The following is a 14,213-nucleotide window of genomic DNA, read 5'->3' as shown; positions in this document are numbered from 1 at the left end:
AAAACACAACGCACGGTGGGACAGTTGCAAGTCTAGGCAGAAATTAGCTTGCCGGGGCATTGTGACATCAAGTGCACGGCTTTACTGCGTCTTGTTGGACGCTTCGGCAGCCTTGATCAGGTCCGGGCCGATATCTGCTTCAAACTTCGCCCAAACGGGCTTCATCTTGTCGCGCCATGCGTTGCGCTCGTCCGCCGTGAGGGTAGTGATTTCGGTGGTCTTGGCGGCCAAAACCCGTTCCTTGTCGTGCTGGTTCAGTCGCTGCGCCTCTTTGTTGGCATGGGCGGTTGCCTCGACCACGATCTTGTCCAGTTCGAGGCGAATGTCCGCCGGCAGGCCGTTCCAGAAATCGGACGTGGTAATGAGCATGTAGTCGAGAATGCCGTGGTCCGTCTCGGTGACGTACTTCTGCACCTCGTTCAGTTTCTGGTTGTAAAAGTTCGAATAGGGGTTCTCCGCGCCATTGACCACACCCGCGCGCAGGGCCTGATACACCACCGAGAAAATCATCGGTTGCCCTTTGGCGCCTACCGCCTTGAACTGCTCCTCCAGCACGGCGGAGGTCTGCACACGAAACACCAGGCCCTGCGCATCGCTGGGCATGCGCAGCGGTTTGTTCGCCGAGAGCTGTTTCATGCCGTTGTGCCAATAGGCCAGGCCAGTGATGTTCTTGCTCTCCATGGACTTGAGCAATTGCTGGCCCTGGGGGCTTTGTTGGAAGCGATCTACCGCCGCGATGTCATCGAACAGAAACGGCAGGTCGAACAGTTGGACTTTGCGGGTGTACTGCTCGAACTTCGCCAGTGACCTGGCAATGATCTGCACGTCTCCCAGCAGCAAGCCTTCCATCTCCTTGTCATCGCCCAACAGCGTGGAGTTGGGGTAAACCTCGACCTTCACCTTGCCCGCCAAGCGTTCTTCCGCCAGTTTCTTGAACATCAGCGCGCCTTGGCCCTTCGGCGTCTGCTCGGCGACTACGTGGGAGAACTTGATGACGATGGGATCGGCTGCCATGGCGGCGCCCGATGCGGTAATGACCAATGTACAGGCGAGCGCTTTCCACAAGGATTTGAGCATGGCGGATCTCTTGGAATTATGTTTATCGTACGGACACCTTCGATGCCCCTGCGAACAGCAAACAATGGCAAGTCTAGGAGATAAAATGCGGGCCGCCGGGCTGTTTTGGCGTGGTGGGTAAAATCGCTTGGCACCTGCCGGGACTGGCCTTCAGAATCAAGCAAGCAGGATGTTCTCAAATACCAGCAAGGACTTCGCTCCATGATCGATTTCAACAACAAAGGTTTCTTCAAGCTCAAGCAAAACGATGAGTACGCCGAACGCGTCACAGCCCTCTTGCTGGACGGCGAACAAGTCATCGACGCCTACAAGTCCATGCGCGATGGGGTGGTCTTTACCAACAAACGCATCATTGCCGTGAACGTGCAGGGCATCACCGGCAGCAAAAAGGACTTCACTTCGCTGCCCTATAAAAACATCGTCGCGTACTCGGTGGAAACCTGCGGCACCTTCGACCTGGATTCTGAACTGGAGATTTACTTTTCGTCCCTGGGCAAAGTGAAGTTCGAATTCACCGGCAAGACCGGTATCGTTGAAATCTCCAAGGTCATCTCCAGGCACCTCTTGGCCTGATCCCAGCAGGCCGGCTGGAGCTCAGGGCTCCAGCGACGGCCCCTTCAACTCGATCTGGTTGCCATCCGGATCGCAGCAGTAGATCGATAAGCCCTTACCCTCCGCCCCGAAGCGCATTTGAGCTTTCTCGACCTCCAGGCCGGCTGCGTGTAGATGAGCGAGCAGCGCTGGTTCGTCGAACGGTTCGATGCGCAGGCAGAAATGGTCGACGTTATGGCCGTGTTCGCCGGCTGCTTCGCCACCCTGACGGCCAAGTGGCCCGTCGACGTCCACCAGATCGATCATCGATGCACCGGCGCCGAGGTGGATCAGTCCCAGCTCGTCCCGACGTTTCCTGAGCTCGCAACCCAATACCGATGTGTAGAAGGCGAGGCTGCGTTCGATGTCTTTCACGCGCAAGACGATGTGGTCGATGCGCTCGATGCTGAAGTTCTTCATGTCGGCCTCCGCATGAGTTCTGGCGCCAATGAGTCCAGTCACTGTAGCCAATGATTCCCGCAACGGGCACGGGCTGATTCGTGGCGAGGAAGTGGTTTGTGGTATGACGACTTCTTAAGATGTCATGGTTGTAAAAAGCTGTCCTGACAAGATAAATCTCTTTTTTCGTTGATTTGATGGGTTGACAGGTCGGCTAAGGTGCTCAAATAATCGGACATGTTGTATGACGACATACAAATATAAATAACAACACGGTGCCCTCCCTATGAGAATCACAGGCGTTCACGTCGAAATATTTTCCACTCCGTCGCGTCGCGCCCAGGACAGCGCCGGCCACGCTCATCCCGGCGACGAAGTCATGATCAAGATGGCCCTGCTGCGGATCAGCTGCGACGATGGATCGGAGGGTTATGCGTTCGGTACGCCTGAATTGATTCGACCGCACATCATCGAATCCTACGTGCGCAAGGTGCTGATCGGTCGCGACCCGATGGACCGTGAGCGCATCTGGCAGGACCTGGCGCATTGGCAGCGCGGTAGCGCAGGGCAGTTCACCGACCGGGCGCTGGCCCTGGTGGAACAAGCCTTGTGGGATCTGGCCGGGCGCAAGCTGAAGCTGCCGGTGCACAAGCTCATCGGCGGTTACCGCGACAAAGTCCTGGCCTACGGCTCGACGATGTGCGGCGATGATCTGCCGGGCGGTCTATCGACGCCGGATGAGTACGGCCAGTTTGCCGAAAAGCTCGTCGAGCGCGGCTACAAGGCAATCAAGCTGCACACCTGGATGCCGCCGATTTCCTTCGCGCCAAATCCGCAAATGGATATCCAGGCCTGCGCCGCCGTGCGCGAAGCGGTTGGCCCGGACATCGCGCTGATGCTCGACGGCTACCACTGGTACAGCCGCATGGACGCGCTGACCATCGGCAAGGCCCTGGAAAAGTTGAATTTCGCCTGGTTCGAAGAGCCGATGATGGAAGACTCCGCCGAGTCCTACGCCTGGCTGGCGGCCAACCTGGATATTCCGGTGCTGGGCCCCGAAAGCATCGCCGGCAAATTCCACAGCCGCGCCAGTTGGGTCACGCACAAATCCTGTGACATCCTGCGCGCCGGCGTGGCCGGCGTCGGCGGCATCGGGCCCTGCCTGAAAGTGGCGCACCTGGCCGAGTCGTTCGGCATGGATTGCGAAGTCCACGGCAACGGCGCGGCGAACCTCGCCGTGGTGGGGGCGATCAGCAATTGTCGTTGGTACGAGCGTGGCCTGCTGCACCCGTTCCTCGATTACGAGCAAGTGCCGGCGCATCTCAACAGCATCGTCGATCCGATGGACGCCGACGGTTATGTGCACCTGTCTGATCGGCCGGGGTTGGGCGAGGACATCAACTTCGCCTATATCGAAGCCAACACATTATCCCGACATTGATGGCGCACTGCGTCCGAGGCTGAATGGCCCGGACGGCAAGTCTATATAAATATAAAAAAGGACTGAACCATGAAATTCTGGCCCAAGCGCCTGTCCAGGCTGCTGTGTGTCATCGTGGCGCTGTGCACAGTGCAGGTGCCCGTCAGCCTGGCCAAAGGCGAAACGCCCGCCGACCAATTGGTGGTGGGCATGAGCATGATCAACCTGCTGTCCCTGGACCCGGCCGCCGCGACGGGCCTGGAGGTTGCCGAGGTCAACGCCAACGTCTACGACATGCTCCTGGAGCAAGACGCGGCGCAGCCGGACACGCTGGTTCCGGCCCTGGCCAAAAGCTGGGAAATCAGCCCGGACCGGATGCGCCTGACGTTTCAATTGCGCGACGACGTACGCTTTCACTCCGGCGCTCCGCTCACTGCGCAGGATGTCGCCTGGTCCTTGCAGCGCGTTGTCATCCTCAACCGCGCCTTGGCTTCGACTTGGAAAGCTTACGGTTTCACAGCCGAAAATGTCGTCAAACTGATGCGGGCAGAAGGGCCGCACACCTTTGTCATGGAGCTGGCGCGCAGCACCGATCCGCTGCTGGTGCTCAATACCTTGGCAACTTCGCCCAGTGCCTTCATCGTCGACCGCTCGGTGGCCTTGCAGCATCAGGTCGGTGACGATCAGGGCGCGGCCTGGCTGGCTACGCATACGGCCGGGTCAGGCGCATTCAAGCTCGACATATGGCGGGCCAACGATGTGATCCTGATGAGTCGCAATGACGACTATTGGCGCGGCGCGCCGAAGTTGCGCCGGGTGATCATGCGCAACATGACCGAGTCACAGGCGTTGCGCCTGATGGTCGAGCGGGGTGACCTGGACGTAGCGCGCGGCATGGCCGCCACCGACATCAAGGCGCTGGGCAAGGTCGACGAGGTGCGCATTCAGAGCATCGCCCGCGGAACGCTGTACTACGTGGCGATGAGCATGCAGCAACCGCTGTTCCAGGACATCCGCGTGCGCCAGGCGATCCGTCTGTTGATCGACTACCAGGGCATCAACGATGTGGTGATGCCGCATTACGGCGTGATCAACCAGCGGCCGATGCAGTTGGGCTTGCCGGCGCGCCTGGACGATCCGGGTTATCGCCTGGACGTGGCCAAGGCCAAGCGGCTGCTGGCGGAGGCCGGACATGCCGAAGGCTTCAAGGTGAGCATTCGCTCGCTGACCGACCCGCCGTTCATCAACATCGCCACCACCCTGCAAGCGACGCTGGCCCAGGCGGGCATCCAGGCGACGATCATCACCGGCACCGGCAACCAGATTTACGGGGCGATGCGCGACCGACAGTTCGACATCCTCGTGGGGCGTGGTGGTGGCGGGGCTGAGCGCCATCCGCATTCGAGCCTGCGCGCTCTGGTGTACAACCCGGACAACCGCACCGAAGCCAAGTTGAGCAACTTCCAGGGCTGGCGCACCTCGTTCTTCAACCCGCAGCTCAACCAGTTGATCGAACAGGCCGAGAGCGAGCGCGACCCCGAGCGCCAGCGGCAAATGTACGCCCAGGTCCAGACCCTCTATGACCAGCAGGCCGGGGCAATCATGCCGGTCTCGCAGATGGTCGATGAGGTGGTGATCCACGCTGACGTGCGCAACTACATCGGACACACCGCCGCTACCACGCGCCTTCGGGACGTCTACAAGCAGCGCTGAAATCGACGGCCGCAGGCCAAGGCAGGAATGAATATGTCGACTGCATCCTTTTCAATCTGGACCACCCGGGCCGTTTCGGCGACCCGGCGCGGCGGCTCGGTGGCGGTGACGCTGCTGGGGTTGCTGCTGCTGACTTTCTTTATCGGGCGCGTGATGCCCCTGGACCCGGTGCTGGCCATCGTCGGCCCGGACGCCGACGCTTCGGCGTATGCCCAGGTATATAAAGAGCTCGGCCTGGACAAGCCATTGTGGACCCAGTTCGCTATCTATCTCGGCGATCTGGTTCACGGTGATTTCGGCATGGCGTTGCTGACGGGCAACCCAGTCATCACTGACATCGCCCGAGTATTCCCGGCGACATTGGAACTGGCGACCCTGGCCATTCTGTTCGGCGTGCTGGCGGGCCTGCCGCTGGGTGTCTACGCGGCGACCCATCAGGGCCGTGCCGGTGACCATATCGCACGGCTGATCACGCTGTTCGGTTATTCCACGCCGATTTTCTGGATCGGCATGATGGCTTTTTTGGTGTTTTACGCCTGGCTGGGTTGGGCCGGCGGCGTCGGGCGGATCGGCCTGGCCTATGACGGGCTGATCCCCAGTCACACCGGATTGTTGTTGATCGACACGGCTTGGTCCGGCGATTGGGAGGCCTTTCGCAGCGCACTGCGGCACATCCTGCTGCCGGCGGTGATCCTCAGTTTCAACTCGGTCGCCTACATCAGTCGCATGACCCGCAGCTTCATGCTCGAACAGCTGTCCCAGGAGTACATCATCACGGCCCGGGTCAAGGGTCTGTCCCAACGCAAGATCGTCTGGGGCCATGCCTTCGGCAACATTCGCGTGCAGCTGTTGACCATTGTTGCGCTGGCCTACGGCGGGTTGCTCGAAGGCGCGGTGCTGATCGAAACCGTGTTCGCCTGGCCGGGCTTCGGGCAGTACCTGACGAGCAGTCTGTTGCTCGGTGACATGAACGCGGTGATGGCTTGCGTTCTGTTGATCGGCCTCATCTTCGTGACGCTGAACCTGATCAGCGATGCGCTCTACAAGATCTTCGACCCGAGGACTCGCTAATGAACCTGCCCCTTGCTTCCAGCGCAGCCGGCAGTGCCGCGCTGCCTGCTTCGAGTACGGCTGCGCTGGTCGCCAGCGCCACCCGGCTGCTGCGATTTCTGCTGCGCAACCCGATGACGTTCGCCGGCCTGGTCGTCGTCTCGACCCTGATCCTGGTCGCGGCCTTCGCGCCCTGGATCGCCGGTCACGATCCCTTGGCGCAGAACCTTGCTGGCGCGTTGCATGCGCCCAGCAGCGAGCACTGGTTCGGCACTGACGAGTACGGTCGCGATGTGTTCGCCCGGCTGGTGTATGGCTCGCGCATCACGCTGTACATCGTCTTGCTGGTGACGGTGATCGTCGGCCCTATCGGCCTGTTGGTCGGCACGGTTTCCGGTTACTTCGGCGGTTGGGTCGACAGCATGTTCATGCGCATCACTGACATCTTCATCTCGTTCCCCAGCCTGGTGTTGGCGCTGGCTTTCATCGCTGCCCTCGGCCCGGGCCTGGAGCACGCGGTGATCGCCATCGCGCTGACGGCGTGGCCGCCGATAGCCCGATTGGCACGCGCTGAAACCCTGCCGCTGCGCAACGCTGACTTTGTCGTGGCGGTCCAGCTCCAGGGCGCGTCGAGTCCCCGGATCATCCTGCGCCACATCATTCCGATGTGCCTGTCGTCAGTGATCATCCGCCTGACCATGAACATGGCGAGCATCATCCTCACCGCCGCCGCCCTGGGCTTTCTCGGCCTCGGCGCTCAGGCACCCTTGCCGGAGTGGGGGGCGATGATCTCCACCGGGCGGCGCTACATGCTCGAAAGCTGGTGGCTGGTGGCGGCGCCCGGTGCGGCGATCATGCTGGTCAGCCTGGCCTTCAACCTGTTGGGCGACGGCTTGCGCGACGTCCTTGATCCCCGCAGCCAATCCTGAGGAACAAGTCATGACTGAGATAAAACTTGCGGTACAGGATTTGTGCGTGGAGTTTCGCAATGCGGGCAAAACCTCGCTGGCGGTGCGTGATGTGTCGTTCAACCTGGGCCGGGAAAAACTCGCCATTGTCGGCGAATCCGGCTCGGGCAAATCCACCGTCGGCCGCAGCCTTTTGCGTCTGCATCCGCCGACGGCGCGGGTCACCGCCAAGACCCTGCGCTTCGCCGATATCGACTTGCTGAGCGCGAGCGAAAAGCAGATCCAGGCGATTCGCGGCGCGCGCATGTCGATGATCATGCAAGACCCGAAATATTCACTGAACCCGGTGGTGCGCGTTGGCGAGCAAATCGCCGAAGCCTATCTTGCCCATCACAAAGTGCCCCATCGCCGAGCCCGCGAGCGGGCGCTGGACATGCTCGCCAAGGTGCACATTCGCGATCCTCGGCGGGTCTATGACCTGTATCCCCATGAGGTCTCGGGCGGCATGGGCCAGCGGATCATGATCGCAATGATGGTGATCACCGATCCCCAGGTGATCATCGCCGACGAACCCACCTCGGCCTTGGACGTATCGGTGCGCCGGAAGGTGCTCAACGTGCTGGAAGAGCTGGTCAGCGAGCGTGACCTTGGACTGATTTTCATCAGCCACGATTTGAACCTGGTACGGCATTTCTGCGACCGCGTGCTGGTGATGTACGCCGGCCGTGTGGTCGAGTCGATTGCCGCCGCCGACCTGGATAACGCCACCCATCCCTACACCCAAGGCCTGTTGGCCGCATTGCCCAGCCTGGACCATCCGCGCGCCACGCTGCCGGTGTTGCAGCGCGACCCACACTGGTTGAATCCTTGAGGAGCCTGTCATGAGCATGATCGAAATCACCGGCCTGAACCTCAGTTTCGGCACCGGCGCGGCACTGAACGCGGTACTGCACGACGTGGGCCTGAGCGTTGGCGAAGGTGAGGCGTTTGGCCTGGTGGGGGAGTCCGGTTCGGGCAAGACCACCGTGCTGCGTTGCCTGGCCGGACAATACCAGCACTGGACTGGTCAACTGCAAATCGCCGGCAGGGCAGTGACGCGCAAGCTGCCGCTGGACCACTACCGTACCGTGCAGATGGTTTTCCAGGACCCGTACGCCTCGCTGCATCCGCGCTACACCATCGACGCCGCGCTGCAGGAGCCACTGCGTATCCACGGTATCGACGGGCGTGGGCCGAAGGTCAGCGAGATCCTGCGCAAGGTTGGTTTGAACGACAGCTTTCGCTTTCGTTACCCGCATCAATTATCCGGCGGCCAGCGCCAACGCGTGGCGATTCCCCGTGCGCTGATCCTGCGCCCTCGGGTATTGCTGTTGGACGAGCCGACCTCGGCGCTGGATGTCTCGGTGCAGGCGGAAATCCTCAATCTGTTGGCCGATCTGCGTCGTCAGGAAGGGCTGACCTATTTGATGGTCACCCACGACTTGGCGGTCGTTGCGCATTTGTGCGATCGGCTGGCGGTGATGCAGCAGGGCAGGGTAGTGGAGACAATCGACAGTCACTTGCTCGCGAACAATGGCGCCGACCATGAATACACGCGCCTGTTGGTGCAAGCCAGTCGCGATATTCAACGCGTACCTATTGCCGTTTGAAGTAACTGACCCGCTGTACCTGTTTTAAACCGCAGAACACGTTGAACCGCACGTTTCAATGCGCGTACGCGCTCGCCTGCGATTTGGCGTTCAACCCAACTAATGATTTCAACTTACAAGAATAAAAAATATGAAAAAGACCCTCGTAGTTTTGTCGATCGCTTCGTTGTTCACCTCGGTTGTCGCTCAGGCGGATACCGGTTATATCAATGTCCGGCATCAATATGCTGAAAAGACTCGAATGCATGCCGACCGCGCCAAGTTCGGCATCAGGCTGGATAACGGCGTGGGCCTGGAAGGTGAACTCAAATACAAGACGGCCGGTGACCGGAAAGACGTCGCCTTCGACAATACCGTCGGCAGCGGCCATGAATTTACCGTCAACTACCAGCATAAGATCAATGATCGCTGGACGCTGACGCCTTCGTTGGCCCTGGACAGCGATGAGGAGTCCACCACCTACAAGTTGGGCCTGCGCCTGGGTTACCGAGTAACCAAAGAGCTGAGTATCGCCGGTCGCTATCGCTATGATTCAGCCAAGCTGGACCGCGACAAGATTGACCGTGACGTTCCGCACAATGGGCAAGACGACCAGAAGGTCAACCGTTACGATGTTTATGTCAACTACGGTCCTCAAGGACCGTGGGCCTATGAATATCAATTGACTTACTTCGATGCCGACTACATTCGCTATAACGGCGGTACTGACGACTATGAGCAGAATGCCGTGGTTAAATACCAGTGGGATAAACGCTGGGCGCCGTTCTTTGAAGTGGGTGATATCAAAGTCAACTCGGTGGACAGTGATCGACAACTGCGGTTGCGGGTCGGCGTTAAATACAGCTTCTTCTAAGTAGTGAGGCGGCACTGCTCATTCGAGCAATAGTTGAATTGCGTGGCGAGGGAGCTTGCTCCCGCTGGGCTGCGCAGCAGTCCTTCTTTGTGGGCACTTCGCGCCCAAGCGGGAGCAAGCTTCCTTGCCACAGGGGCCTACAAGCATTTAGTCGTTGTAGAACGCCTGGCGTTGTTGGGTTTCACACAGGCGCATGCGGCTGTTGCTCAAATGCAGGTACATGGCCGCCCGCGCCGCATCGACATTGCGACTGGCGATGGCATCGAAGATTTGCTGGTGCTCGGCATTGATCCCCTGCAGGTAGGCGCTGCGATCACTTTGCCCTGAGTAGGCGGAGTTCATCCGGGTGCGCGGGATCAGCTTCGTACCCAGGTGCTTCATGATGTCGATCAGGTAGTAATTGCCGGCCGCCTTGGCGATTTTCAAGTGGAACTGAAAGTCGGCGTTGATGGTGGTGCCGGATTTTTCCGGCCCTTGCAACAACGCATCCAACGCCTGGGCCAGTTCGGCCAGGGCTTCGGGCGTGGCGCGTTCGGCGGCCATGCCGGCGGCCTGCACTTCGAGGCTCAGGCGAAACTCCAGCAAGTTGAGCACGTCGGACAATGTGGCAATCGTCGCCGGCCCGAGGGTAAACCCTTCCGGTGCCGGCATATCCAGAACAAACGTGCCGACGCCATGGCGCGTCTCTACCAACCCCGCCGCCTGCAAACGCGACAATGCCTCGCGCACCACCGAACGGCTGACGCCTTCGGCTTCCATGATGTGCACTTCGGTAGGCAGCTTTTCGCCACATTTCAGGATGCCGTCGCGCATGCGCTGGGCAAAACGGTCGACCAGTGTTTCGGCCAGGCGGCGCGGCTTGTTCAATGGAGATAACGCTTGGTCCGTCATCGGCGTGCTCTAGTGAGATCAGCGGGCATTATAGTGAGTTTTGAGGCAAGGTCGCGGCTATAATGCCGCGATCGTCTGGCTTGATGGATAGGTGCAATGGAGCGTGTCACAACCGATCGACGCCTGAGCATGACTCAGCAACTGGTGGTCGACCTGACGCAGCAGATACTCGCGGGCGACCTGCCTGCGGGCAGCAAGTTGCCAACGGAACAGGTGATCATCAAGGAGCGTGGCGTCAGTCGGACCGTCGTCCGTGAAGCCATGTCCCGGCTCCAGGCTGAAGGCTTGGTGGAAACCCGACATGGCATCGGCACGTTCGTGGTGGACACCGCGCGCCCGGGAGATTTCCAGGGCGGCAAACATGTCAAGGGTGGCGCTTATGACGCGCTGGCCGTGATCGAACTGCGCCTGAGCCTGGAAGTGGAAGCTGCGGGTATCGCTGCGCAACGCGCCACGCCGGATCAGTTGCTAACGATGCGTGAGGCGCTCGATGCGACGAATGCGCTTGATCCAACGGATGAGGAAAGCGCCCGGGTCGATTTCGAGTTTCATCGGCAGGTCGCCCAGTGCACCGGCAACAGCTTTTTCATCGATGCCATGGCCCATGTGGGCAACACGTTGATTGAGGTAGTGCAACAGGCCGGGCCGTCGGTGACAGGCCAGAGCCGGGCACTGGTGGTGCGCGAGCGGGAGCAGATCTACGCGGCGTTGGCGCGGCACGATGCGCAAGCAGCACGGGCTTCGATGCGGTTGCATTTGATCAATATGTTGGAGCGAGTCCGGGGTGTGGTCGAACTGAAGGCGCAATGACCTGCATCACCATCCACTGTGGGAGCGAGCTCGCTCCCACAGGTTGATCGTGGGGTCAAACTTTCGCAGGGTTCTGCTTTTGCGGATCGATCCCATAAAGTGTGATCGCCTCAGCGACTTTTTCCCTTGGGATTTGCCCGTCGTCGGCCAGGGCCTTCAACGCCGCGAGGGCGATGAAGTGACGGTCCACCTCAAAGAATCTGCGCAGCGACTCGCGAGTGTCCGATTGACCGAAACCATCCGTGCCCAGGGCCACGAAGCGGCGCTTGGGTACGAACGGGCGGATCTGGTCGGCGAAAATCTTCATGTAGTCCGTCGCGACCACCACCGGGCCCTGTTTGTCGTGCAGGCAACTTTCCACATAACCGACGCGCGGCGCGTGCTCGGGATGCAGCAGGTTCCAGCGTTCGGCTTCCTGGCCGTCACGGCGCAGTTCGGTCAGGCTGGTCACGCTCCAGACTTCGCTGCTGACAGCAAAATCCTGTTCCAGCAATTGGGCCGCCGCAACGACTTCCTGAAGGATCGAACCGCAACCCATCAGCTGCACATGCTTGCCTTCGACAGGTTTTTCCGACGCCGAGAGGCGGTACATGCCCTTGAGAATGCCTTCCTCGACACCTTCGGGCATCGGTGGGTGGGCGTAGTTTTCGTTCAGTACGGTGATGTAATAGAAGATGTCTTCGTTTTCAACGTACATCCGCCGCATACCGTCCTGGATGATCACCGCCAGTTCGTAGGCGTAGGTCGGGTCGTAGGATACGCAACACGGGATGGTCGAGGACAGCACGTGGCTATGGCCGTCGTCGTGTTGCAGGCCTTCACCCATGAGCGTCGTCCTGCCGGAAGTCGCCCCGAGCAGGAAGCCGCGAGCGCGTGCGTCGCCCGCCGCCCAGGCCAGGTCGCCAACGCGCTGGAAGCCGAACATCGAGTAAAAGATGTAGAACGGCACCGTCATCACGCCATGGGTGCTGTAGGACGTGCTTGCGGCGATCCACGAAGATATCCCGCCGGACTCGTTCAGCCCCTCCTGCATGATCTGGCCGTCCCGGGCTTCTTTGTAGTAGCTCAACTGGCCGGCGTCTTGTGGGGTATACAACTGGCCGACATGGGAGTGAATGCCGATCTGGCGGAACAGGCTTTCCATGCCAAAGGTGCGAGATTCGTCCGGCACAATGGGCACGATCAGCTTGCCGATGTTCGGGTCCTTGAGCAGCGTGCCGAGGATGCGCACGAACGCCATGGTGGTGGAAATCGCCCGTTCGCCCGTGCCTTTGAGCTGTGTATCCAGCGCTGATAAGGGTGGCACCTGCAATGGCGCCACGGCGTTGAAACGCGCCGGGATATAGCCGCCCAACTGGGTCCGCCTGGCTTGCAGGTAGAGGGCTTCGACGCTGTCCGCGGCGGGTTTGAGATAAGGCATGTCACCCAACTGGTCGTCGGTGAGCGCCAGTGCGAACCGGTCACGGAACGCCTTGACCGCCTCGTCGCCCATTTTCTTGAGTTGATGATTGATGTTCTGGCCTTCACCCGCTTCGCCCATGCCGAAGCCTTTCACGGTCTTGGCCAGAATGACTGTCGGCCCGCCAGTGTGGCGCATGGCAGCGGCATAGGCGTTGTAGACTTTTTCCGGATCGTGGCCACCGCGAGACAACTTCCAGATGTCGTCGTCGCTCAGGTCGCTGACCAGCTCCAGCAACTGGGGATACTTGCCGAAGAAGTGTTCACGCACATAGGCGCCGTTCTGGGATTTGTAGTTCTGGTAGTCGCCGTCAACGCATTCCATCATCCGTTGGCGCAGCAGGCCGCTCTTGTCCTTTTCCAGCAGGGCATCCCAGCCACTGCCCCAGATCACCTTGATGACATTCCAGCCGGCCGCCCGGTACAGGCTTTCGAACTCCTGGATCACCTTGCTGTTGCCACGCACCGGACCGTCCAGGCGTTGCAGGTTGCAGTTGACGACAAAAATGATGTTGTCGAGCTTCTCCCGGCCCGCCAGGGAAATGGCCGCCAGCGATTCCGGCTGATCCATTTCACCGTCACCGAGAAACGCCCAGACTTTGCGGCCTTGGTGTTCTTTCAGGCCACGATCTTCAAGGTAGCGCATGAACCGGGCCTGATACGCGGCGGTGATCGGTCCGAGCCCCATGGAGACCGTTGGAAACTGCCAGAAGTCTGGCATCAGCCGTGGATGCGGATAGGACGAGACACCGTCGCGGTCAGTCTCGCGGCGGAAGTTGTCCAGCTGCTCTTCGCTCAGGCGACCTTCCAGATAGGCGCGTCCATAGATGCCGGGTGAAGAATGGCCTTGGATGTACACCATGTCGCCAGCGAATTGCTCGGTGCGGCCACGGAAAAAATGCTCGAAGCCGACGTCGTACAAAACGGCCGCCGATGCATAGGACGCGATGTGCCCGCCCACGTTTGAATGTTTGCCGGCGCGCAGCACCATGGCCAGTGCATTCCAACGGATATAGGCGTTGATCCGGCGCTCGACGGCCAGGTCGCCAGGGTAGGGCTGCTGGCGGTCGACCGGGATCGTATTGACGTAGGGGGTCGTCACTCGACCGTAGAAATCGCCGTGGCGGTTGGCGTCGAAATCAAGCATCTGGTCGATCAGGTAGTGAGCGCGAGGGCGCCCTTCGACGCTTGCCACCGACTCAATGGATTCGAGCCATTCGCGAGTCTCTTGTGGATCCTCGTCGAGAAACATGGATTGTTGTGCCATCGTTGTCGTCTCCTGGACAGTGCTGCAGCACCGAGTCGTTTGGTGCCTGACTAAGGGGCGTGGGTGGACGCCAACCTTCTGGAATTTTGTAGTTGCATTTGCAACTACGAGCGAGAATTTATCCTGC

At 60.1% G+C, this 14,213-nt stretch carries 13 protein-coding genes; 9 read left to right on the top strand and 4 right to left on the bottom strand.

The features are described from left to right. Nucleotides 1-81: 81 nt before the first annotated feature. Complete coding sequence (locus tag J3P90_RS21340; RefSeq protein WP_434675363.1) at nucleotides 82-1,077, bottom strand: TRAP transporter substrate-binding protein; 996 nt, start codon at nucleotides 1,075-1,077, stop codon at nucleotides 82-84. Nucleotides 1,078-1,278: 201 nt separating this feature from the next. Between J3P90_RS21340 and J3P90_RS21335 the strand changes: the two genes are divergently transcribed. Next, complete coding sequence (locus J3P90_RS21335; RefSeq protein WP_434675362.1) at nucleotides 1,279-1,650, top strand: PH domain-containing protein; 372 nt, start codon at nucleotides 1,279-1,281, stop codon at nucleotides 1,648-1,650. Between the two features lie 21 nt (nucleotides 1,651-1,671). Here J3P90_RS21335 and J3P90_RS21330 read toward each other — a convergent pair whose 3' ends face one another. Continuing rightward, nucleotides 1,672-2,088 (bottom strand): VOC family protein, encoded by a 417-nt coding sequence (locus J3P90_RS21330; RefSeq protein ID WP_420764106.1) that lies wholly within the window; start codon nucleotides 2,086-2,088, stop codon nucleotides 1,672-1,674. A 265-nt stretch (nucleotides 2,089-2,353) separates the two neighbouring features. Here J3P90_RS21330 and J3P90_RS21325 point away from each other — a divergent pair, with 265 nt between their 5' ends. From J3P90_RS21325 to J3P90_RS21295, 7 genes are all read left to right on the top strand, one after another. After that, nucleotides 2,354-3,508, top strand: coding sequence for a mandelate racemase family protein (locus J3P90_RS21325; RefSeq protein WP_434609632.1), 1,155 nt, complete (start codon nucleotides 2,354-2,356; stop codon nucleotides 3,506-3,508). A 69-nt stretch (nucleotides 3,509-3,577) separates the two neighbouring features. Beyond that, nucleotides 3,578-5,200: an ABC transporter substrate-binding protein gene (locus J3P90_RS21320; protein ID WP_434675361.1), complete on the top strand. Its 1,623-nt coding sequence runs from the start codon at nucleotides 3,578-3,580 to the stop codon at nucleotides 5,198-5,200. 33 nt (nucleotides 5,201-5,233) lie between these two features. Then, nucleotides 5,234-6,271, top strand: a complete 1,038-nt coding sequence (locus J3P90_RS21315) for an ABC transporter permease (protein WP_420764109.1) — start codon at nucleotides 5,234-5,236, stop codon at nucleotides 6,269-6,271. Next, nucleotides 6,271-7,179, top strand: a complete 909-nt coding sequence (locus J3P90_RS21310; protein ID WP_434675360.1) for an ABC transporter permease — start codon at nucleotides 6,271-6,273, stop codon at nucleotides 7,177-7,179. Before J3P90_RS21315 ends, J3P90_RS21310 begins: the two co-directional genes overlap by 1 nt. A 10-nt stretch (nucleotides 7,180-7,189) precedes the next feature. Then, the gene (locus J3P90_RS21305) at nucleotides 7,190-8,029 is read left to right on the top strand and encodes an ABC transporter ATP-binding protein (RefSeq protein ID WP_434675359.1); all 840 of its coding nucleotides are present in this window, start codon (nucleotides 7,190-7,192) and stop codon (nucleotides 8,027-8,029) included. Between the two features lie 10 nt (nucleotides 8,030-8,039). Then, on the top strand, nucleotides 8,040-8,807 hold the full coding sequence (locus tag J3P90_RS21300; protein ID WP_434675357.1) for an ABC transporter ATP-binding protein: 768 nt from the start codon (nucleotides 8,040-8,042) through the stop codon (nucleotides 8,805-8,807). Between the two features lie 130 nt (nucleotides 8,808-8,937). Continuing rightward, nucleotides 8,938-9,660: an oligogalacturonate-specific porin KdgM family protein gene (locus J3P90_RS21295; protein ID WP_434609638.1), complete on the top strand. Its 723-nt coding sequence runs from the start codon at nucleotides 8,938-8,940 to the stop codon at nucleotides 9,658-9,660. A 147-nt stretch (nucleotides 9,661-9,807) separates the two neighbouring features. Here the strand turns inward: J3P90_RS21295 and J3P90_RS21290 are convergent, their stop codons facing one another. Continuing rightward, nucleotides 9,808-10,551 carry a FadR/GntR family transcriptional regulator gene (locus tag J3P90_RS21290; protein ID WP_434609640.1) on the bottom strand — a complete coding sequence of 248 codons (744 nt, stop codon included), beginning with the start codon at nucleotides 10,549-10,551 and terminating at the stop codon, nucleotides 9,808-9,810. Nucleotides 10,552-10,647: 96 nt separating this feature from the next. Here J3P90_RS21290 and J3P90_RS21285 point away from each other — a divergent pair, with 96 nt between their 5' ends. After that, complete coding sequence (locus tag J3P90_RS21285; RefSeq protein ID WP_434675356.1) at nucleotides 10,648-11,361, top strand: FadR/GntR family transcriptional regulator; 714 nt, start codon at nucleotides 10,648-10,650, stop codon at nucleotides 11,359-11,361. Between the two features lie 55 nt (nucleotides 11,362-11,416). Here the strand turns inward: J3P90_RS21285 and aceE are convergent, their stop codons facing one another. Next, complete coding sequence (aceE, locus tag J3P90_RS21280) at nucleotides 11,417-14,086, bottom strand: pyruvate dehydrogenase (acetyl-transferring), homodimeric type (protein ID WP_434675355.1); 2,670 nt, start codon at nucleotides 14,084-14,086, stop codon at nucleotides 11,417-11,419. Nucleotides 14,087-14,213 lie beyond the last annotated feature (127 nt).

The organism is Pseudomonas sp. D3-10 (assembly GCF_051132175.1).
Taxonomy (GTDB): domain Bacteria; phylum Pseudomonadota; class Gammaproteobacteria; order Pseudomonadales; family Pseudomonadaceae; genus Aquipseudomonas.
The sequence above is the reverse complement of the archived record's forward strand: the minus strand, read 5'-3'. Positions and strand labels throughout refer to the sequence as shown.